A 17,810-nucleotide genomic window follows, 5' to 3' on the forward strand; every position below is an offset into this window, starting at 1 on the left:
GCGTGCAAGCTGCGTTCGCCTACTCTTTTGCTGACTGACTTTTTCGAGACTTTTGATGATCAATAACGATCGCCTGTTGGTGCAGATCCTGCTCGTGGTGTTGTTCGGCGCGAGCTTCTGGGTGATGGCGCCGTTCTGGTCGGCGATGTTCTGGGGCGCGGTCCTGGCGTTTGCCAGTTGGCCGCTGATGCGCTTGCTGACCCGTTGGCTTAACGGTCGCGAGTCGCTGGCGGCGGCATTGTTGACGCTGGGCTGGATGGTGCTGGTAGCGGCACCGCTGGTGTGGCTGGGTTTCAACCTCGCCGATCATGTGCGCGATGCCACCGCATTCATCAAGGATGCGCAGGTCGAGGGGCTACCCGAAGCACCGGTGTGGCTGGGTTCGATTCCCTTTGTGGGCGAGCGGCTGGTAGGCATCTGGAACAGCATCGATGAGCAGGGCGCGGCGATGATGGTGTCGCTCAAGCCTTATTTGGGGCAGGTGGGTAACTGGTTGCTGGCGCGCAGTGCGCAGATCGGCGGCGGTATTCTCGAGCTGACCCTGAGCATCGTCTTCGTGTTCTTTTTCTATCGTGACGGGCCGCGACTGGCGGCGTTTGTACACACGTTGCTGGAGCGGCTGATCGGTCAGCGGGCCGGCTATTACATCGAGCTGGTGGCGGGCACGGTACAGCGGGTGGTGAACGGCGTGATCGGCACCGCGGCGGCCCAGGCGATCCTGGCGCTGATCGGGTTCCTGATTGCCGGCGTACCGGGAGCGCTGGTGCTCGGTATCGTGACGTTCATGCTCAGCCTGATCCCGATGGGCCCGCCGTTGGTATGGATTCCGGCGACCGCATGGCTGGCCTGGAAAGGCGAGTACGGGATGGCCATATTCCTCGGCATCTGGGGCACATTCATCATCAGCGGTGTCGACAACGTGCTCAAACCGTACCTGATCAGCCGTGGCGGTAACCTGCCGCTGGTCATTGTGCTGCTTGGGGTGTTTGGCGGGTTGATTGCCTTTGGCTTTATCGGCCTGTTCATTGGCCCGACATTGCTGGCGGTGGCCTACAGCCTGTTGATCGACTGGAGCAAGACTCAGGCGCGGGTTGAAGATCGCCGGCCCTGAAGTTCCAGGGTCCGTAGCCCACTGAGCCCCTGAGGGTCAGTGGGCTTTTTGTTGGTGCGCCAGGCATGGCGCGTTGCGCGTAAGCGCAACCAGCTTGGCTGTGGTGGCCACGCTGGTGACTTGGAGGTGAAAGTCCTCTACACACCCGGCAAGGGGAAGTGTTAGCCAGAGGCAAGGGTGTCGCGGGTGACTGCGAATCTGAAGGAAGCCCGAGGCAAAATGCTGGCCTGACGAACAGGAAGCGGATAGAGGCGGCGCAGCGGGGTAAGAAGGCCAATATCTTCAAAGCCCGATACTTGCACGGAACGCTGCGACGTAGATCCGACAGGCATAAGCAGGAAGGTCGCGCGAATTACCCTGGGAGATCTGTTTAGCCTGCCATGTGCTACCGGCGTCGCGAGATGACGGGATGGGCGACAGAAGTCAGCAGAGGCCGTAGTAGTTGCTCGAAACCGGAGTAATGAAGGGCTGAACCTGCCATGAGTGGATAGTCGGGTGTGATCTCTGTTGGAGCGTAAAGCAGAAACTCCGCGTAGCGGAGGTCAAGACCATTAGGAGGTAGGAGCCGGAAGCTCCGAGGGCCGGTCTGGGCGCTTAGATACCGCAGGCGACACATCAACGGAACCAAGCTCGCTGACGTTGTTTGTCAGTAGGCAGGAACCGCCGTATACGGAACCGTACGTACGGTGGTGTGAGAGGACGGCGGGGGCAACCCCGCCTCCTACTCGATCGGCACAGGGCCTCATCGCGAGCAGGCTCACTCCCACATTGGGCCGGTTTTGCTTTCAGGCGCGCGGCAGGCGAATCACCGCCGTCAGGCCGCCACCGGGGGTTTCTTCCAGTGTCAGCTGCCCGCCCATTCGTTGCGCGGCCTCCCGGGCAATGGTCATGCCCAGGCCAACGCCGCCGGAATTGCGATTACGCGAGCCTTCAAGGCGAAAGAAGGGTTCGAACACTGCTTCGCGTTGTTCTGCGGCGATGCCCGGGCCATGGTCGATGACCCGAATCACCAACTGTTCACGATGGTCTTGCAGGGTAATCAGCGCCTGTCCGGCATAGCGCAGGGCATTGTCCATCAGGTTGTTGATGCAGGAGCGCAAGGCCATTGGCTGCACCTGCAGGGGAGCGCAGTGGCCGCTGGCCTGGACGTTCGCTCCCTGGTCCTGGGCATTTTCGCTCAAGGACTCCACCAACGCCTGCACGTCCATCCACTGCGGGGCTTCGCTGGTGCGCTGTTCATGCAGATAGGTGAGCGTGGCGTCGAGCATGCTGATCATGTCGTCGAGGTCCTGGCGCATCTGGCCTTGCAACTTCTCGTCGTCGATTTTCTCCAGCCGCAGCTTGAGCCGCGACAACGGCGTGCGCAGGTCGTGGGACACGGCACCAAGCATGCGCGAGCGCTGCTTGACCTGTTCCAGGATTCGGCGCTGCATTTTGTTGAACGTGTGCGCCGCTTGCCGTGCTTCCCGTGGTCCCGATTCATCCAGTGGTGGGCTGTCGAGGTCTTCGCTCAAGCGCTCGGCCGCGTCGCTCAGGCGCTGGATCGGCCGGCTCAGCAGTTTGGCGCCGTACCAGGCGGCGATGATCAGCGAGACCAATTGAAACGTCAGGGGCACCAACGGACCGCCAAACCACGGTCGAGGCGGCCGTTTCTCGAAACGTGGGTCCAGTGGCGGGCGTGGCCCGTCCAGGCCTTCGGAAAACTCCGGTGGAGGCGGCGGAGGCGGCGGGCCGTAATGGTGGAACCAGGCAAAGGCCAGCAGGTGCGCGAGGATAATCGCCAGCAACAGTACGCCAAACAGGCGACCGAACAGCGTATCGAAGCGCCCGCGCATCAGCCGATGTCTCGGGCATCGAACAGGTAACCCTCACCGCGAACGGTCTTGATCAACTGCGGAGCCTTGGGGTCGTCGCCGAGTTTCTGGCGCAGGCGCGACACCAGCAGGTCGATGCTGCGATCAAAGGCTTCGATCGAACGACCGCGAGCGGCGTCCAGCAGTTGTTCCCGGCTGAGCACGCGGCGCGGACGTTCGATAAACACCCAGAGCAGGCGGAATTCGGCGTTGGACAGCGGCACCACCAGGCCATTGTCGGCAATCAGTTGCCGCAGCACGCTGTTCAGGCGCCAATTGTCGAAACGAATGTTCGCCCGCTGTTCGCTGCGGTCATCGCGCACCCGGCGCAGGATGGTCTGGATCCGCGCCACCAGTTCGCGGGGCTCGAACGGCTTGGCCATGTAGTCGTCGGCGCCGAGTTCGAGGCCGATGATCCGGTCGGTGGGTTCGCAACGGGCGGTGAGCATCAGGATCGGGATGTCCGACTCGGCGCGCAGCCAGCGGCACAGCGACAGACCGTCTTCACCGGGCAGCATCAGGTCGAGCACCACCACGTCGAAATGCTCCGCCTGCATCGCCAGGCGCATCGCGGCGCCATCGGTGACGCCGCTGGCATGGATGTTGAACCGGGCCAGGTAGTCGATCATCAATTCGCGGATCGGGACGTCATCGTCGACGATCAGGGCGCGAATGCTCCAGCGTTTGTCGTCACCAGGCGTTTTTTGGTCGTCGTTCACGGGTGCTTGGGTGTTGTGCATGCGTGCGTTCATCTGCCAGGTAGGCTGCCAACCACAAAGATAGGCTGCGAGGTTGTGGTTCCAGCATAGGCGTCCGGCCCTGAGGCGGGAAGTGCTGTTGCAGGGACCTGTTGCGGTTGCCGAGGGTAGCGGGCCGGGGTGTTGCGGACGTGTCGTGTCTGTATCGAGCTCGACACAATGGCCTCAAGGGCTAGTCTTGCCTGAGCCGTCGCGACGATTTACCGATCATCGGGTCCCGCAGCGGCGCTGGTTCCGCTACAATGCGCGCCGATTTCGACTTGCCTGAGAGCCCACTCATGTCCGCCTGCCAGACTCCTATCATCGTCGCCCTGGATTTCCCTACCCGTGACGCCGCACTGAAGCTGGCCGATCAGTTGGACCCGAAGCTGTGCCGGGTCAAAGTCGGCAAGGAACTGTTCACCAGCTGCGCTTCGGAAATCGTCGGTACCCTGCGCGACAAGGGTTTCGAAGTGTTCCTGGACCTCAAGTTCCACGACATCCCGAACACCACAGCGATGGCCGTCAAGGCGGCTGCGGAAATGGGCGTGTGGATGGTCAACGTGCACTGCTCCGGCGGCCTGCGCATGATGGCTGCGTGCCGTGAAGTGCTGGATCAGCGTACCGGTCCGAAGCCGTTGCTGATCGGCGTGACCGTGTTGACCAGCATGGAGCGTGAAGACCTGGCGGGCATCGGCCTGGACATCGAGCCCCAGGAGCAGGTGCTGCGCCTGGCCGCCCTGGCGGAAAAAGCCGGGATGGACGGCCTGGTGTGCTCGGCCCTGGAGGCCCAGGCACTGAAAGCTGCGCATCCGTCGTTGCAACTGGTGACCCCGGGGATTCGTCCGGCGGGCAGCGCCCAGGACGATCAGCGCCGAATCCTGACGCCACGTCAGGCGCTGGATGCCGGTTCCGACTATCTGGTGATCGGCCGTCCGATCAGCCAGGCGGCGGATCCGGCCAAGGCATTGGCTTCGGTTGTGGCTGAACTGGCCTGATCTGACACCGCAGAACCAAATGTGGGAGCGGGCTTGCTCGCGAAGAGGGCGTGTCAGTCGACATCAATGTTGACTGATACATCGTATTCGCGAGCAAGTCGGATCGCCGCACCGCCGCACCCACATTGGTTTGTGGTTGCCTTAGATCTTCAACACCAACTTCCCGAAATTCTCGCCGCTGAACAATTTCATCAGCGTCTCCGGGAAAGTCTCCAGTCCTTCAACGATGTCTTCCTTGCTCTTGAGCTGCCCCTTGGCCATCCAGCCGGCCATTTCCTGGGCGGCGCTGGCGTACTGGGCGGCGTAGTCCATCACCACAAAGCCTTCCATGCGCGCGCGGTTGACCAGCAGCGACAGGTAGTTGGCCGGTCCCTTGACCGCTTCCTTGTTGTTGTACTGGCTGATGGCACCGCAAATCACCACCCGCGCCTTCATGTTAAGGCGGCTGAGCACTGCGTCGAGAATGTCGCCACCCACGTTATCGAAATACACGTCGACGCCTTTCGGGCACTCGCGCTTGAGGCCGGCCAGGACGTCTTCATTCTTGTAGTCGATAGCGCCATCGAAACCCAGTTCATCGATCAGGAACCTGCACTTGTCGGCGCCGCCGGCGATGCCAACCACCCGGCACCCTTTGATCTTGGCGATCTGCCCGGCAATGCTGCCCACGGCGCCAGCTGCGCCTGACAACACCACTGTGTCACCGGCCTTCGGAGCGCCGACGTCGAGCAGGGCGAAGTACGCCGTCATCCCGGTCATGCCCAGTGCTGACAAGTAACGTGGCAGCGGTGCCAGTTTCGGATCGACCTTGTAGAAGCCTCGCGGCTCGCCGAGGAAGAAGTCCTGCACGCCCAGGGCGCCGTTAACGTAATCCCCGACCGCGAACCCCGGGTTGTTCGAGGCAATGACTTTGCCCACACCCAAGGCGCGCATGACTTCGCCGAGCCCGACCGGCGGGATGTAGGACTTGCCCTCGTTCATCCAGCCGCGCATGGCCGGGTCCAGGGACAGGTATTCGTTTTGAACCAGGATCTGACCCGCCGCCGGCTCGCCGACCGGTACTTCCTGGTAGGTGAATGTCTCTCGGGTCGCCGCGCCAACCGGACGTTTGGCGAGCAGGAATTGGCGATTGGTCTGGGAGGTCATGGCAGGCACTCAAGATGAATGAAGCTTTGTTGATAGCCGGTCAGCGACGATGCCGCAAGTTCGGCTGATGCGGCGAATGCAGGTTGATCCAGTGCAGTGATAGTTGGTACGACAGTTCCATCACTGCAACTCATGGATGTCCAACCGGAGCCTTGATAGTGCTGCCGTGTTCAAGACCTCCATGGCTAGACTGGTCACACGCGATTCCCCGCATTCTTCTATTCGAGGACATAACAATGAGCATGACGTTTTCCGGCCAGGTGGTCGTGGTGACAGGCGGGGCGGCCGGTATTGGCCGCGCGACCGCCCAGGCATTTGCCGCCGAGGGCCTGAAGGTCGTGGTGGCCGATATGGACGTGGCGGGCGGCGAGGGCACGGTGGCGCTGATTCGTACAGCCGGCGGCGAAGCGACCTTCGTGCGTTGCAACGTTACCCTGGAAAGCGATGTGAAAAATCTGATGGAGGAGGTGATCAACACTTACGGTCGCCTTGACTATGCCTTCAACAACGCCGGCATCGAAATCGAAAAAGGCAAGTTGGCCGAAGGTACGCTCGACGAGTTCGACGCGATCATGGGCGTCAACGTCAAAGGCGTCTGGCTGTGCATGAAGTACCAGTTGCCGCTGCTGCTGGCGCAAGGGGGCGGCGCGATCGTCAATACGGCATCGGTGGCCGGCCTTGGGGCCGCGCCGAAAATGAGCATCTACGCAGCCTCTAAACACGCAGTGATCGGCCTGACCAAGTCGGCGGCCATTGAGTACGCCAAGAAAAAGATCCGGGTCAACGCGGTGTGCCCGGCGGTGATCGACACCGACATGTTCCGTCGCGCTTATGAAGCCGACCCGAAAAAAGGCGAGTTTGCCAACGCCATGCATCCGGTCGGTCGCATCGGGAAGGTTGAAGAGATCGCCAGCGCGGTGCTGTACCTGTGCAGCGATGGCGCGGCGTTCACGACTGGCCATTCGCTGGCGGTGGATGGCGGGGTTACTGCGTTTTAAAGCAAACATCTCTACCAAAGAAGAGTTGCAACCTGTGGGAGCGAGCCTGCTCGCTCCCACAGGTTTTTGGGTTCCGTTGAAGGGCCGGGCAATGTGTTTCAAATGATTAGATCCAATGATTTTGGCGGCGTTGTCGCACATGTCTTCGAGCACTCCTGTGATTAACTGCTTCTCGCAAAATCAACAGGAGTTTGCTTGCTCATGGAATTGAGAATCGACCGACAGGCGCTGGTGCCCGTCGTACAGCAAATTGTTGATGCGCTGACCTGCTGGCTTCATTCCAGTGGGGTATCGCCCGGTACACGCCTGCCTTCGGTGCGACAGATCGCGCGGACCAATTTGCTTAGTCAGGTAAGCGTCGCCCAGGCTTGTGAACGCCTGGTGACGCAGGGGATGCTGGTGTCAGGTCATGGAGCCGGCTATACGGTTGCCGACCCGATATTGGCCGCAGGCGCAAAGCACGAGCCGGTGTGGTTCGAGGGAGCTGAGCCCGAGATCGGGCCCTGTTCGACTGAGTTGAGGCTGGGCTGTGGCGGGCTGCCTGAAAGCTGGCGCGAGACAGACGATCTGATTTACGCGATTCGGCAAGTCAGTCGTACCGACACGGCCAGCCTGTTCAACTACAGCACGCCGCTGGGTTTGCCAGCCTTGCGACAACAGATCCTCAAACACCTCAGGCAGCTGGATATCCGGGCGCAGGACAACCGGATCATGACCACGGCGGGTGCCAGCCAGGGGCTTGACCTGATCGTGCGGACACTGTTCAAGGCCGGTGATTGTATGGTCGTGGAGAGTCCAGGTTATCCTGTGCTGTTCGATCTGCTCAGGTTGCATGGCATCCACATGGTCGAGGTGCCGCGAACACCGCGCGGGCCGGACTTGGACGTGCTCGAATCGGTGCTGGTCAAGCACCGGCCTCAAGGGTTGCTGATCAATAGCTTCTATCACAACCCGACCGGCAGCAGCCTTGCACCGGTGGTGGTGCGCCGCGTACTGCAGCTGGCCAGGACCTTTGGCGTGAAGGTGATCGAAGACGACGTTTATGCGGATTTGCACAGCGGTTCCGGTATGCGTCTGGCTGCGGTGGACGACAACGTGATCTACGTGGGCAGCTTTTCCAAGACCCTCAGCAGTTCCTTGCGGGTCGGATTTGTGGTGGCCGGTGTCGAAGTGATTACGCGCCTGGCCGAGGTCAAGATGATCAGTGGCATGGGCGCCTCGCGATTTTGCGAGTCGGTGCTGGCGTGCCTGTTGGCTAACGGTGCCTACCGCAAACTGGTACAGCGTCAGCGCCAACGCTTGAGCAGCGACCGGCTGGCGGTGCTGCAATTGCTCGAAGATGTCGAATGGGAAGTTTTCGGCAAGCCGGCAGGAGGCTTGTTCATCTGGGCGCGATCACGAATGTCCGACTACGATCAGGTGCGGACCCACGCTCGGCGCCTGGGTGTACTGCTGTCATCGAAGACCGCCTTCAACCCCTCGGGGGAGACCAGTGACTGGCAGCGTATCAACGTGGCATATGCCTGTGACCCGCGTGCCCGGGCGTTCTTTCAGGCCACTGCCCGGGATCGACCTCAAGCGTTCTGAAAACGACGTTGGCGTAGCTTTTTGCCATTATTCCGGCGCCAGAGCCTTGTGTTGCCACTGGCCCGTTGCGAATCTGCGTCTACAGACTTTGGCAGGGGACTAAGTGCAATGAATTCGGCCGTGCAAGGACGTTTTGCCAACCTCGGTATGGCGAAAAAACTGGGTGTCGGGTTTGTCCTGGTGCTGTTGTTGACTGCATTGGTGGCAGGCATTGGTGTTTGGTCCCTGCAAACCATCAGCCAGCGCTTCGACGGGCTCAAGCAAATGTCATCGCTCAACAGCGGTCTGCTCAAGGTGCGGCTGCTGGAGCAGGAGTACGCCCTGCACGGCAACCCAAAAACCGTCGATGCTCTGCACGAGGGCGTCGATGGCCTGATCGCCTTGGCCGGCCAGCTCAAGGCCGCGTCTGCGGCCAACGTGCCGGTGATGAATGATGTCGAACAGTCCCTGGGGGCCTATCGCAAGGCCTTCGACGAGTTTGTCTCGCTCACCCAGGCCAAGGACCTGGCCCTGGAAATGGCCAGTTGGTCGGTGTCCAGCGTGGCCAATAATCTTGATGTATTGCAGTCCGGGCTCGCCGATGACGGCGCCTATACGCTGAAAGATTCCGAAGGCAAAGATGGTGCGCAATTCATCGATCAGGCCAGCCAGGTCGGCCAGGTTTCACGCTTGATGCTGCAAGCCATGAATGAAGCTCGCGTGCGCCTGGATCAAAGTCGTAAAGGCGACGACAGCGCCGGGCAGGGCAAGATCGAACAGGCCAGCCAGGCACTGACCCAGGCCGAGCAGCTCAAGACCACGGTCAAGGACGAGGGGTACCAGACCGTCCTCAATGAGGTGATGGGCCATATCACCAGTTTCAGTGACAAGCTTGCCGAGTACACCGGCCTGCTGGAGCAGGAAAAAACCGTCTATCAACAATTGCATCAGCGCGCGGCCCAAGTGGTCGAGCGGGTGGATCAGGCTTATGTCGCGCAAGACCTGGCGATGCAGGCCGAGCTGAAAAAGAACTCGCTGCTGATCATTGGCTCTTCCGCCCTGGCCTTGCTGGTCGGGCTGGTTGCCGCGTGGTTCATCACCCGGTTGATCGTGGCACCGCTGCGCAGCGTGATTCAGGTGGCGCAGCAGATTGCCTCGGGGGATTTGAGTGCGACCATTGACGTGACCCGCCGTGACGAAATTGGCCAGTTGATGCAGGCAATGCAACAAATGGGCGCGGGACTCAGCCATATAGTCAGCGGCTTGCAGTCGGGTATCGAGCAGTTGGCGACTTCCGCCCAATCGCTGTCGGCGGTGACTGAACAGACCAATCTCGAAGTCAGCACGCAGAAAGAGGAAACCGAACAGGTCGCCACCGCAATGAATCAGATGACGGCCACGGTGCATGATGTCGCACGTAATGCAGAGGAGGCGGCCCTGGCAGCGCAAACGGCTGACGGCAAGGTTGAAAGTGGTCAGCAGGTGGTGCGCCAGAGCATGGCGCGGATCGAGCAACTGGCGGACTCGGCCATCTCGGCCAGTTCGAGCATCGAAAGCCTGAGTGCGGAAATCCAGAACATCGGCACGGTTTTGAGTGTGATCAAGAGCGTGGCGGAGCAGACCAACCTGCTGGCATTGAACGCGGCGATCGAGGCGGCCCGGGCCGGCGAGCAGGGTAGGGGCTTTGCGGTGGTGGCCGATGAAGTGCGTGCGCTGGCCAAGCGAACCCAGCAATCGACCGAGGAAATCGAACGCCTGGTCAGCGCTTTGCGCTCGGCGGCGCAGTCGTCGGTGCAGCAGATCCAGAGCAGTGGTGAGTTGGTGAAGCTGGCGGTCAGTGATGCCTTGCAGACCGAGAGTGCGCTGGGAAGCATTGCGGCGGCGGTGTCGTTGATCCAGCAGATGAACCAGCAGATCGCCGCGGCGGCCGAGGAACAGAGCTCGGTGGCCGAGGAGATCAATCGCAGTGTCACCAGTATTCGCGCCAGTGCCGATCAGTCATCGCTGGCGATGCAGGGCAATGCAGCGTCCAGTATTCAGCTGGCACAACTGGGGGTTGAACTGAAGGGGATGGTGGGGCATTTCAGGCTTTGAACTGATCATCGGTCAGACCAAAAAAAGCCACCTCTCGGTGGCTTTTTTCATTTTCGCTGATCAGTCGTAGATCACTTTTTTCTTCCAGTCCGCGTCAGCCTCGACGTCCTTGAGGCCTTCGGTCAACTGGTTGACCTCGCCTTCGACCGGCGCGATGCGATCCATGACCTGATCGTTGGCGCGGGCCAGGAGTTTTTCCAGGTACTCCAGTTGCTCGGCGTAGACCTGTGGGTCCTGTTGTTTGCGCAGGTATTGCACGCCGCGCTCGAATGCCAGGCGAGCCTGCCCGGGCTGGTTCTGTTGCAGGGAATGCTGGCCGAGGTTGTTGAAGAACTCGATGTGCAGCAGCACCAGGATGTGGCGCACTTCACGAATCCAGCGCTTGGCTTCGTTGGGGGGCAAGAAGCCGTCCTGTGCCGCACGGGTAATCTGGCCGTGCAGGGCTTCGAGCAGGAAGCGTACATCCTTGGCCTTGGCTTCGGTCTGGATCGGTGCTGGCGGATTGTTGACCGGGATGGATTCACCCTGGCCGACAAGGGCCTCCAGTTCGGCGATCCGTGCCTTGAGGTTGGCGCTGGATTTTTCCAGGTTGAGCAGGCGCTGGCAGACGTTCAGTTCCAGGCGGGCCAACAGTAGCTTGAGTGCCGGGGTCATCAGCTGGCCGGGGAACGTCTCGGTGATTTCGCCGCAGCGTCGCAGGCGATCGTTGAGCTCGATCTTGGTACGGGCCTTTTCCAGCTTGTTGTTTTCCACCACATGGTTCATGTAGCCAATGGCGATCAACAGTGCGATCCCGGCTACGACTAGCAGGGTGATCATGAGTGGCGTCACCGGTAAGACCTCTTTATAGGTTACGCATGCGAGTCTGGTGGCTTGGCATTTGAGCGCCCAGGCCCGCACGACGGGTTGGATCGGACATGCTTGTACTTATATCGGCCGGAGCCCCGCATCTATAAATGATGGCACTCGATATACAGATTGCCATCACCCGGTGGACTATAACGTCTTGGCGGGTGCCAGAATATAGGCGTCAAACGCCGGGCAGCGGAAAAACCGCAACGGCTCCCAAAAGCAGGGTGAAGTCATTGATTTAAATAAATTTATATCAGGGGGTTGACGACCTCTCAATCCATCCATAGAATGCGCGCCACTTGCAGCGTAAAGCACACAGCGAAACGAAGCAGGGAGTGAATGTTGTACGTGTGTCCCCTTCGTCTAGTGGCCTAGGACACCGCCCTTTCACGGCGGTAACAGGGGTTCGAGTCCCCTAGGGGACGCCAATGCGGGAATAGCTCAGTTGGTAGAGCACGACCTTGCCAAGGTCGGGGTCGCGAGTTCGAGTCTCGTTTCCCGCTCCAATTTTAAACAGCGTTGCTTTCGGGCAGGGCTGAGTGAAACCAGAACCAAGTCTTCGGATGCGGCTCTGGACACCGAAACACACACCATGTGTTTCGGGTAGCGTGTCCCCTTCGTCTAGTGGCCTAGGACACCGCCCTTTCACGGCGGTAACAGGGGTTCGAGTCCCCTAGGGGACGCCATTTGCGGGAATAGCTCAGTTGGTAGAGCACGACCTTGCCAAGGTCGGGGTCGCGAGTTCGAGTCTCGTTTCCCGCTCCATATTTAACGAAAACGCCGCTCATTGAGCGGCGTTTTTGTTTGTGCGTAAAAAACCAGATCAACCGCTGAGGGTTTGTACCAGGCTTTCGAGCGTCTCAGTGGTTTTCTCATCCTGCACCTGTTGCGCAGCTGCGGTCGCCCTGATTTGCCGTACAAGGCGGTATTCGCTGGGCGTGCAATTTGCGAACTGCTTGAAGGCACGGGCGAAGTAGGAAGGATCCTTGAAGCCGGCCTCATAGCCGATGCTGGTAATCGGCATCTGGCTGTTGTCGAGCAGGTCTTTGGCGAAGTTCATGCGCTTGTCCAGGATGTAATCGGTGAAGCCCAGTCCATTGGCTTCCTTGAACAGGCGGCTGAAGCGAAATGTCGTCATGCCGCAGCGCTGCGCCAGATCCCTCTGATCGATGCTGTCTCGAAAGTGCTGTTCGATGTACAGCATGATGCTGTTCAGCGCCTGGTGTTTTTGGTGTCCTGAGGTCAGCCGGATGCTGTCCGGCAGCGTCGGGGAATGGTCGATCTGCGATGACTTGTCCAGGCCGTTGAAGTTTCGGCGCAGCTCGCAGAGCTGCACCACCGCCGCCAGGTAACGCTTCTTCTCGGTGGGCGAGAGTGGGAGCACCATGTATTCCCAGACGCTGGAGCGCATGGCCCATACAGCCAGTTCCTCCGAGTGTTGCACGGTGAACATGGTAATTGGGATGGTGGGGGTGGTGCGTTTGATCTCCAGCAATAGCCGCAAACCTGGCGTGTCGGGGCGATCAAAATGGATGCAGATCATGTCTGCGTGTTCCCTGATGGGCAACACGGAGTTTTTTGCCAGTTTGCAGTCGCAGGCATCCTCGAACTGCGTGACGAGTTCTTTCGTGGACCGATCATGAGTCAGATCGAACCATAGGAGCGATGGCCTTTTGGTCAAATTGGACGTCATGTCTCTACTCTGGGGGTTCTAGTGACTCTCATCGCCAGTATTGCCAATGTGCTATCACTTTGCAGATTAAATCCCGATAGAGCAGACGAGTTTTAGTTCTTTTCGCTCTATGAGTCCCCTGGAAGGTTGCCCGGGGCGAGTGTTTGCTTGTGTATTGTCGGCAAACCCGGGTTGAGCCGCCTGTCGCTTGTGAATCAATGGCAATTGCCTTTGCGTTTCAATGCATTGTTTACCCCTCGTTACTTCTGCAAAGGCCAATGTTCCGTATTTGGCCGCCCCGCAAAAAAGTCCTAACGATGTGCAAAATCCTCCTAACGCCTATGCCTTGCCCCTGACTAGTGTTGCATCAGGCAGCGCAGAAAGTACTGCCTCAGAAAAAACAACATTCGAGTGAGGTGGGCAAAATGATCATGCAAACAATCAAGGCTTCGGTAGTGAGGTTCATCAAAGACGAAGATGGCCTGACCGTTGTGGAATACGCGGTAGCGGGTGGGTTGATTGCGATAGCTGTTGTCGGGGCGTTCACGACTCTTGGCACGGAGGTGGGAAAAAACATCCTGAAACTTTGTAAGGCCGTTAGTGGTGCCACTTGCACCGCCGCCGCTGGCCCTTAATAACGACAACTCTGGCAGGAGGATGCGACATGTCCATGGAACAGCTGTTAGCCACCGTTGTGCTGATAGGACTGCTGGGCGTGGCGGTGGTGAGTGACTTGCGTCGCCACCGCATTCCCAACCTGCTGATCCTGGTAGGTCTGGCCTTGGGATTGGCCAGCCAGACTTACTCAGGTGGGATCAGCGGCATGGGAGACAGCCTGTCGGGCCTCCTGATTGGTTTTACGCTGTTCCTGCCCATGTATGCCTTGGGCGGCATGGCTGCCGGCGACGTCAAGCTGATGGCTATGGTTGGCAGTTTTCTACCCCCCCATTACGCCTTGTGGGCTGTGTTCTTCAGTCTGCTATGGGGAGGGCTGTGCGGTTTCCTGATCGTGCTGGTGCGCGGTCAATTGTTGCAGACCCTGGGGCGCTATCGGTTGATGTTTTGGGCGCGGGCCTATATGGCGCCAAGTTCAGACGAGGTAGCCGGCAAGCCCTTTCCTTATACGGTAGCGATCCTGCTGGGGACGTTGAACAGCATCTACTGGCAACTCACTGCCGGTGGATTCGGAGGTTAGACATGCACGTCATCGTCGATAGTGATGCCTACCCCAGCGATCGGGGAGCGGTGCAACGGCTTGCTCCTCAGCCCTGCACTGTCCGCGAAACTGGCCTGACCGACAGTTTTCTCGGCGAGTTGGTGTGCAAGCATTTGTTTGATGCCGGTGTGCTGGACATGTCGCGGCTGGTGGAGCGCCTGGCGCTGACCGGCGCGGTACTTGAAGAGGTCCTGGCGTTTCTGCGCAAGGATGGCCGTGTCGAAGTGCTGGGCCAGGCGAGTCAAACGGGCGGACAGATGCTGCGTTATGGCCTGACCGAACGTGGTCGCAGTGCCGCCCGCGATGCCCTGTCGCGCAGTGGCTATATCGGTGCGGCACCGTTCCCGGTGAGTACCTACCGGTCCCTGATCAAGCTACAGACCATTCACCATGGTCGCATCAACGCCAACGATATGCGCAATGCCCTTGCTGGTGTAGTGCTCACGGAGGAGATGCTCGATCAGTTGGGTGTGGCGATGAACTCCGGGCGCGCGATCATGATTTATGGCCCCGCGGGTACCGGCAAGACTTATGTCAGCAGTCGGTTGATCCGTCTGTTCGCCGAGGCCATATGGGTCCCTTATGCCATCGTCATCAACGAGTCGGTGATCGAGATCTATGACCCGCAGGTGCATCAGCGGCTCGATGATAACGCTCAACAGAATAATCTGATGCTCAACGAAGGGGTCGATCGCCGACTGCTGTGCTGCAAACGCCCGATCGTCATCACGGGCGGTGAGTTGAGCATGGAACAGCTGGACGTTCGCTATGACCCCTTCACCCGTCAATACCAGGCCGCCTTGCAGCTCAAGGCCAGCAATGGCCTGTTCATCATCGACGACATGGGGCGCCAGCGCATGGCACCCGCCGAGCTGTTGAATCGCTGGATCGTCCCGATGGAAGAGAAACGCGATTTCCTCAACCTGGGCGGCGGTCGGCATTGCGAGCTGCCGTTCGATCTGATTCTGGTGTTTTCCACCAATCTCAATCCCCTGGAGCTGGCCGATGAGGCCTTCCTTCGCCGGATTGGCTACAAGCTGCAATTCGGTTACCTGAAGCCCGAGCAGTACGAAAAGATCTGGCGTCAGGAAAGCGAGCGTTTGGGCATTTCCTATGACCCGCTGCTGCTGCGTTATGTGCTGCAAAGGCTGTATGCAAGTGAAGGTATGCCCCTGGTGCCTTGCCATCCCCGCGATCTCCTGAACATGGCACTCGATCGCCAGCGTTATATGGGCGGTTCCGGACCACTGTCACCGAAAGAGTTGGAATGGGCCTGGCACAACTACTTCGTCCAGCTCGACTTTCTTTGATACGGAGATACTGACATGAGCTCTCGTACGCTTACCCTGATAGGCGTTTCCCTGGCCATGGGCCTAGGGGCTGCATGGATGGCCGACTCCTGGCTGAGCGCGCGGCTCAATGCCAGCCCGGATGACCACCTTCGAAACGTGGTGGTCGCCACGGTAGAGATTCCATTCGGGCAGATGGTCGAGGCCCAGCAGGTCACGACCGTACGCATGCCCATGGATACGATCCCGGACGATGCCTTCGATGCCAGCGAAAAAGCCGTGGGCAAGATCGCAACGTTCGACATTCTGCGGGGCGACATCGTGCGCGGTGCGCGTCTGAGCGAGCACCTGGGGGGCAGCACCCTGGCCTCTTTGATTGCCCCCGACAAACGCGCCATATCGGTACGGGTGGACGATGTGGTCGGCGTGGGCGGATTCCTGTTGCCGGGTAACCGGGTCGATGTACTGGCGACCAAAACCACCAATGGCGGTAGTAACAGCGCCACGTCCAGGACCATCCTCGAGAACTTGCGGGTGTTGGCGGTGGATCAGACCGCGGGTACCGACAAGACCCAACCGGTAGTGGTGCGCGCAGTGACCCTGGAAATGTCCACTGCTGAAGCCGAAGCCCTGGTCACGGCGCAGACGGAGGGCAAGTTGCAACTGACGCTGCGTAACCCGCTGAACCTCGAGAAGAAAACCGCGGCCGTTGCGCCAACTACACCGGCTGCACCTGTTGCCCCGGCCATGGCTGTGGCCACCGCCGAGGCGCCAAAACATGTGGTACAGCGCAGCAGTGGCGGGGGTGGGAGTGGGGGTATCACCGTTATCCGCGGGATCGAAGTCAAAGTAGTCAACATTCGCTGACGGGACGCAACAGGTATCCGGGCACCCAGGTATTGGCGGAGCCGATCCGGATCAGTATCGGCAATCGAGGGCTTGATGATGAATCATCGTATTCAGCGGCCGTTCACTTCGACGCCAAGGCGCCAGGAAGGATCGGTGAGCGTATTGATGGTGATCGCATTGGCGGCGATGGCCATGATGGCGGCGTTGGCTTTGGACGGCGGGCATATGCTGCTGAACAAAACGCGCCTGCAGAATGCGGTGGACGCCGCCGCCCTGAGTGGCGCCAAAACCCTGAGTCAGGTGGAGGGTGGCATCAACAGTGCCAGCGCGACGCGTACCGCCGCGCTCAATACGCTGATACAGAATGCCAATGCCACAGGCAACAACGAATTGGCCACGGCGGTCGACGGCAACGCAAATTTTGCAGTGGTGGAACTGGCAAGCAGCGTCTATGGCCCGTTCTCCTATCCCGGGTCGGCGGATGCCAAATACGTTCGGGTATCGGTACCGAGCTATAACCTGACGGGATTTTTCTGGAACTTCGCTCAGATGTTCGGCTCTGGTGGCCTGGGAACCAAAGCGGTAGCGGCGATTGCCACCGCTGGACCCAGCCCTACCAGCCCCTGCGATCTCACGCCTTTGATGGTTTGTGGCGATCCGACTAAAAACAACCCAGCCGCTGGCATGTTCTGGGGCTTTCAATTTGGTGATTTGCAGGTATTGAAGACGGGTGCCGGAAAATCGACCGACGACATTGGTCCAGGCAACTTTCAATTGCTCGATCTTGGCATGAAAACTCTCGAGGGCATGGCCGGAGGTCACATGGCCTGCAGCAATGTGGGGGAAAATGTCCAGACTGAACCTGGCAACAAGGTCGGCCCTGCCTCTCAAGGTCTGAATACGCGCTTCGGCATCTACAATGGCCCGGTCAGTGCCTCGGACTATCCACCGGATCTGGTGACGATGTCCAGCACCCCAGAGATGACTTACGACGACTCAGTCAAGCCGCCAGCGAGGTACAACGGGCAACCCGTCACCTCGAGTAACGGCAATCTCACGGCGGGTGGTAGCGAGATACTGGACTACAACGACTGGCGTGCGAGCGTTGCCGCGTGTGTGGCAGGGTCCGGCAGTGACTGTGAGGGCAACGGGGTGTTCGAGCGCCGGATGCTGAAAGTCGTGGTGGGCGACTGCACCGGCAAACAGAATGGTTCAACCTCGATCCCCGTCCTCGGTTTTGGCTGCTATTTCGTGGTGCAGCCCATGGATAAAGGTGGCACGAATTCGCAGATCTATGGCCAGTTCGTGAAGGAGTGCGAAGGTGACAACGTGGCCGGTCCCTCGCCGTCAACCGATGCCGGTCCGCAGATCATTCAGCTCTACAAAACCTATCTCAACGGCAGCGGCACTCCGAGCACTGACTCGTAGG

Annotated in this window: 15 protein-coding genes, 4 tRNA genes and 1 pseudogene; 15 read left to right on the plus strand and 5 right to left on the minus strand. The window is 59.7% G+C overall.

Features of this window, described 5'->3' with window-relative positions:
* Positions 1–55: 55 nt before the first annotated feature.
* Entirely contained in the window at positions 56–1,111 is a 1,056-nt protein-coding gene (locus KGB07_RS01385; RefSeq protein WP_046042978.1) for an AI-2E family transporter, read from the plus strand.
* A gap of 785 nt (positions 1,112–1,896) precedes the next feature.
* On the opposite strand, the gene KGB07_RS01390 is transcribed toward KGB07_RS01385, so the two are convergent.
* Positions 1,897–2,946, minus strand: coding sequence for a sensor histidine kinase (locus KGB07_RS01390; protein WP_046037530.1), 1,050 nt, complete (start codon positions 2,944–2,946; stop codon positions 1,897–1,899).
* Entirely contained in the window at positions 2,946–3,704 is a 759-nt protein-coding gene (locus KGB07_RS01395) for a response regulator (protein WP_046037528.1), read from the minus strand. The genes KGB07_RS01390 and KGB07_RS01395 overlap by 1 nt, the downstream gene beginning before the upstream one ends.
* 296 nt (positions 3,705–4,000) lie before the next feature.
* On the opposite strand from KGB07_RS01395, the gene pyrF reads away from it, so the two are divergent.
* On the plus strand, positions 4,001–4,699 hold the full coding sequence (gene pyrF / locus KGB07_RS01400; protein ID WP_008016546.1) for an orotidine-5'-phosphate decarboxylase: 699 nt from the start codon (positions 4,001–4,003) through the stop codon (positions 4,697–4,699).
* A 141-nt stretch (positions 4,700–4,840) separates the two neighbouring features.
* Here the strand turns inward: pyrF and KGB07_RS01405 are convergent, their stop codons facing one another.
* Positions 4,841–5,845, minus strand: a complete 1,005-nt coding sequence (locus tag KGB07_RS01405) for an NADP-dependent oxidoreductase (RefSeq protein WP_046037524.1) — start codon at positions 5,843–5,845, stop codon at positions 4,841–4,843.
* A gap of 236 nt (positions 5,846–6,081) precedes the next feature.
* Between KGB07_RS01405 and KGB07_RS01410 the strand changes: the two genes are divergently transcribed.
* The 4 genes and pseudogenes from KGB07_RS01410 to KGB07_RS29635 all read left to right on the plus strand — a co-directional run bounded on the left by KGB07_RS01410 (position 6,082) and on the right by KGB07_RS29635 (position 10,503).
* Positions 6,082–6,843, plus strand: coding sequence for an SDR family oxidoreductase (locus tag KGB07_RS01410; protein WP_046037522.1), 762 nt, complete (start codon positions 6,082–6,084; stop codon positions 6,841–6,843).
* 201 nt (positions 6,844–7,044) lie between these two features.
* A complete protein-coding gene (locus tag KGB07_RS01415; protein WP_223464227.1) occupies positions 7,045–8,430 on the plus strand; it encodes a PLP-dependent aminotransferase family protein in 1,386 nt (461 codons plus the stop codon).
* 987 nt (positions 8,431–9,417) lie between these two features.
* Positions 9,418–9,642, plus strand: a pseudogene (locus KGB07_RS29630) (HAMP domain-containing protein); the annotation flags it as partial.
* Complete coding sequence (locus KGB07_RS29635) at positions 9,640–10,503, plus strand: methyl-accepting chemotaxis protein (RefSeq protein ID WP_411741520.1); 864 nt, start codon at positions 9,640–9,642, stop codon at positions 10,501–10,503. The pseudogene KGB07_RS29630 and the gene KGB07_RS29635, both read left to right, overlap by 3 nt.
* A gap of 60 nt (positions 10,504–10,563) precedes the next feature.
* On the opposite strand, the gene KGB07_RS01425 is transcribed toward KGB07_RS29635, so the two are convergent.
* On the minus strand, positions 10,564–11,322 hold the full coding sequence (locus KGB07_RS01425) for a hypothetical protein (protein ID WP_046037516.1): 759 nt from the start codon (positions 11,320–11,322) through the stop codon (positions 10,564–10,566).
* A gap of 385 nt (positions 11,323–11,707) precedes the next feature.
* Between KGB07_RS01425 and KGB07_RS01430 the strand changes: the two genes are divergently transcribed.
* The 4 genes from KGB07_RS01430 to KGB07_RS01445 all read left to right on the plus strand — a co-directional run bounded on the left by KGB07_RS01430 (position 11,708) and on the right by KGB07_RS01445 (position 12,120).
* Positions 11,708–11,783, plus strand: a tRNA-Glu gene (locus KGB07_RS01430).
* A 2-nt stretch (positions 11,784–11,785) separates the two neighbouring features.
* Positions 11,786–11,861: transfer RNA gene (locus KGB07_RS01435), tRNA-Gly, on the plus strand.
* Between the two features lie 104 nt (positions 11,862–11,965).
* Positions 11,966–12,041 (plus strand) — tRNA-Glu (locus KGB07_RS01440).
* A gap of 3 nt (positions 12,042–12,044) precedes the next feature.
* Positions 12,045–12,120, plus strand: a tRNA-Gly gene (locus KGB07_RS01445).
* Between the two features lie 58 nt (positions 12,121–12,178).
* Here the strand turns inward: KGB07_RS01445 and KGB07_RS01450 are convergent.
* Positions 12,179–13,048 carry an AraC family transcriptional regulator gene (locus KGB07_RS01450; RefSeq protein WP_223464229.1) on the minus strand — a complete coding sequence of 290 codons (870 nt, stop codon included), beginning with the start codon at positions 13,046–13,048 and terminating at the stop codon, positions 12,179–12,181.
* A gap of 404 nt (positions 13,049–13,452) precedes the next feature.
* Between KGB07_RS01450 and KGB07_RS01455 the strand changes: the two genes are divergently transcribed.
* The 5 genes from KGB07_RS01455 (at position 13,453) to KGB07_RS01475 (ending at position 17,809) form a co-directional block, all read left to right on the plus strand.
* Positions 13,453–13,662: a Flp family type IVb pilin gene (locus KGB07_RS01455; RefSeq protein ID WP_223464230.1), complete on the plus strand. Its 210-nt coding sequence runs from the start codon at positions 13,453–13,455 to the stop codon at positions 13,660–13,662.
* 29 nt (positions 13,663–13,691) lie between these two features.
* On the plus strand, positions 13,692–14,222 hold the full coding sequence (locus tag KGB07_RS01460; RefSeq protein WP_223464241.1) for a prepilin peptidase: 531 nt from the start codon (positions 13,692–13,694) through the stop codon (positions 14,220–14,222).
* 2 nt (positions 14,223–14,224) lie between these two features.
* On the plus strand, positions 14,225–15,553 hold the full coding sequence (locus KGB07_RS01465; protein WP_223464242.1) for an AAA family ATPase: 1,329 nt from the start codon (positions 14,225–14,227) through the stop codon (positions 15,551–15,553).
* A 15-nt stretch (positions 15,554–15,568) separates the two neighbouring features.
* A complete protein-coding gene (cpaB, locus tag KGB07_RS01470; RefSeq protein WP_223464243.1) occupies positions 15,569–16,399 on the plus strand; it encodes a Flp pilus assembly protein CpaB in 831 nt (276 codons plus the stop codon).
* Between the two features lie 75 nt (positions 16,400–16,474).
* On the plus strand, positions 16,475–17,809 hold the full coding sequence (locus KGB07_RS01475; protein WP_223464244.1) for a TadE/TadG family type IV pilus assembly protein: 1,335 nt from the start codon (positions 16,475–16,477) through the stop codon (positions 17,807–17,809).
* The last annotated feature ends 1 nt before the right edge of the window (position 17,810 follow it).

This window comes from Pseudomonas sp. GL-RE-26 (assembly GCF_019956275.1).
Taxonomy (GTDB): Bacteria; Pseudomonadota; Gammaproteobacteria; order Pseudomonadales; family Pseudomonadaceae; genus Aquipseudomonas; species Aquipseudomonas grandcourensis.

Bases quoted from the DNA above. Each gene is read 5' to 3' on its own strand.
- KGB07_RS01385 (WP_046042978.1), top strand. From the start codon at position 56: ATGATCAATAACGATCGCCTGTTGGTGCAGATCCTGCTCGTGGTGTTG.
- KGB07_RS01390 (WP_046037530.1), bottom strand. From the start codon at position 2,946: ATGCGCGGGCGCTTCGATACGCTGTTCGGTCGCCTGTTTGGCGTACTG.
- KGB07_RS01395 (WP_046037528.1), bottom strand. From the start codon at position 3,704: ATGCACAACACCCAAGCACCCGTGAACGACGACCAAAAAACGCCTGGT.
- pyrF (WP_008016546.1), top strand. From the start codon at position 4,001: ATGTCCGCCTGCCAGACTCCTATCATCGTCGCCCTGGATTTCCCTACC.
- KGB07_RS01405 (WP_046037524.1), bottom strand. From the start codon at position 5,845: ATGACCTCCCAGACCAATCGCCAATTCCTGCTCGCCAAACGTCCGGTT.
- KGB07_RS01410 (WP_046037522.1), top strand. From the start codon at position 6,082: ATGAGCATGACGTTTTCCGGCCAGGTGGTCGTGGTGACAGGCGGGGCG.
- KGB07_RS01415 (WP_223464227.1), top strand. From the start codon at position 7,045: ATGGAATTGAGAATCGACCGACAGGCGCTGGTGCCCGTCGTACAGCAA.
- KGB07_RS29635 (WP_411741520.1), top strand. From the start codon at position 9,640: ATGGGCGCGGGACTCAGCCATATAGTCAGCGGCTTGCAGTCGGGTATC.
- KGB07_RS01425 (WP_046037516.1), bottom strand. From the start codon at position 11,322: ATGATCACCCTGCTAGTCGTAGCCGGGATCGCACTGTTGATCGCCATT.
- KGB07_RS01450 (WP_223464229.1), bottom strand. From the start codon at position 13,048: ATGACGTCCAATTTGACCAAAAGGCCATCGCTCCTATGGTTCGATCTG.
- KGB07_RS01455 (WP_223464230.1), top strand. From the start codon at position 13,453: ATGATCATGCAAACAATCAAGGCTTCGGTAGTGAGGTTCATCAAAGAC.
- KGB07_RS01460 (WP_223464241.1), top strand. From the start codon at position 13,692: ATGTCCATGGAACAGCTGTTAGCCACCGTTGTGCTGATAGGACTGCTG.
- KGB07_RS01465 (WP_223464242.1), top strand. From the start codon at position 14,225: ATGCACGTCATCGTCGATAGTGATGCCTACCCCAGCGATCGGGGAGCG.
- cpaB (WP_223464243.1), top strand. From the start codon at position 15,569: ATGAGCTCTCGTACGCTTACCCTGATAGGCGTTTCCCTGGCCATGGGC.
- KGB07_RS01475 (WP_223464244.1), top strand. From the start codon at position 16,475: ATGATGAATCATCGTATTCAGCGGCCGTTCACTTCGACGCCAAGGCGC.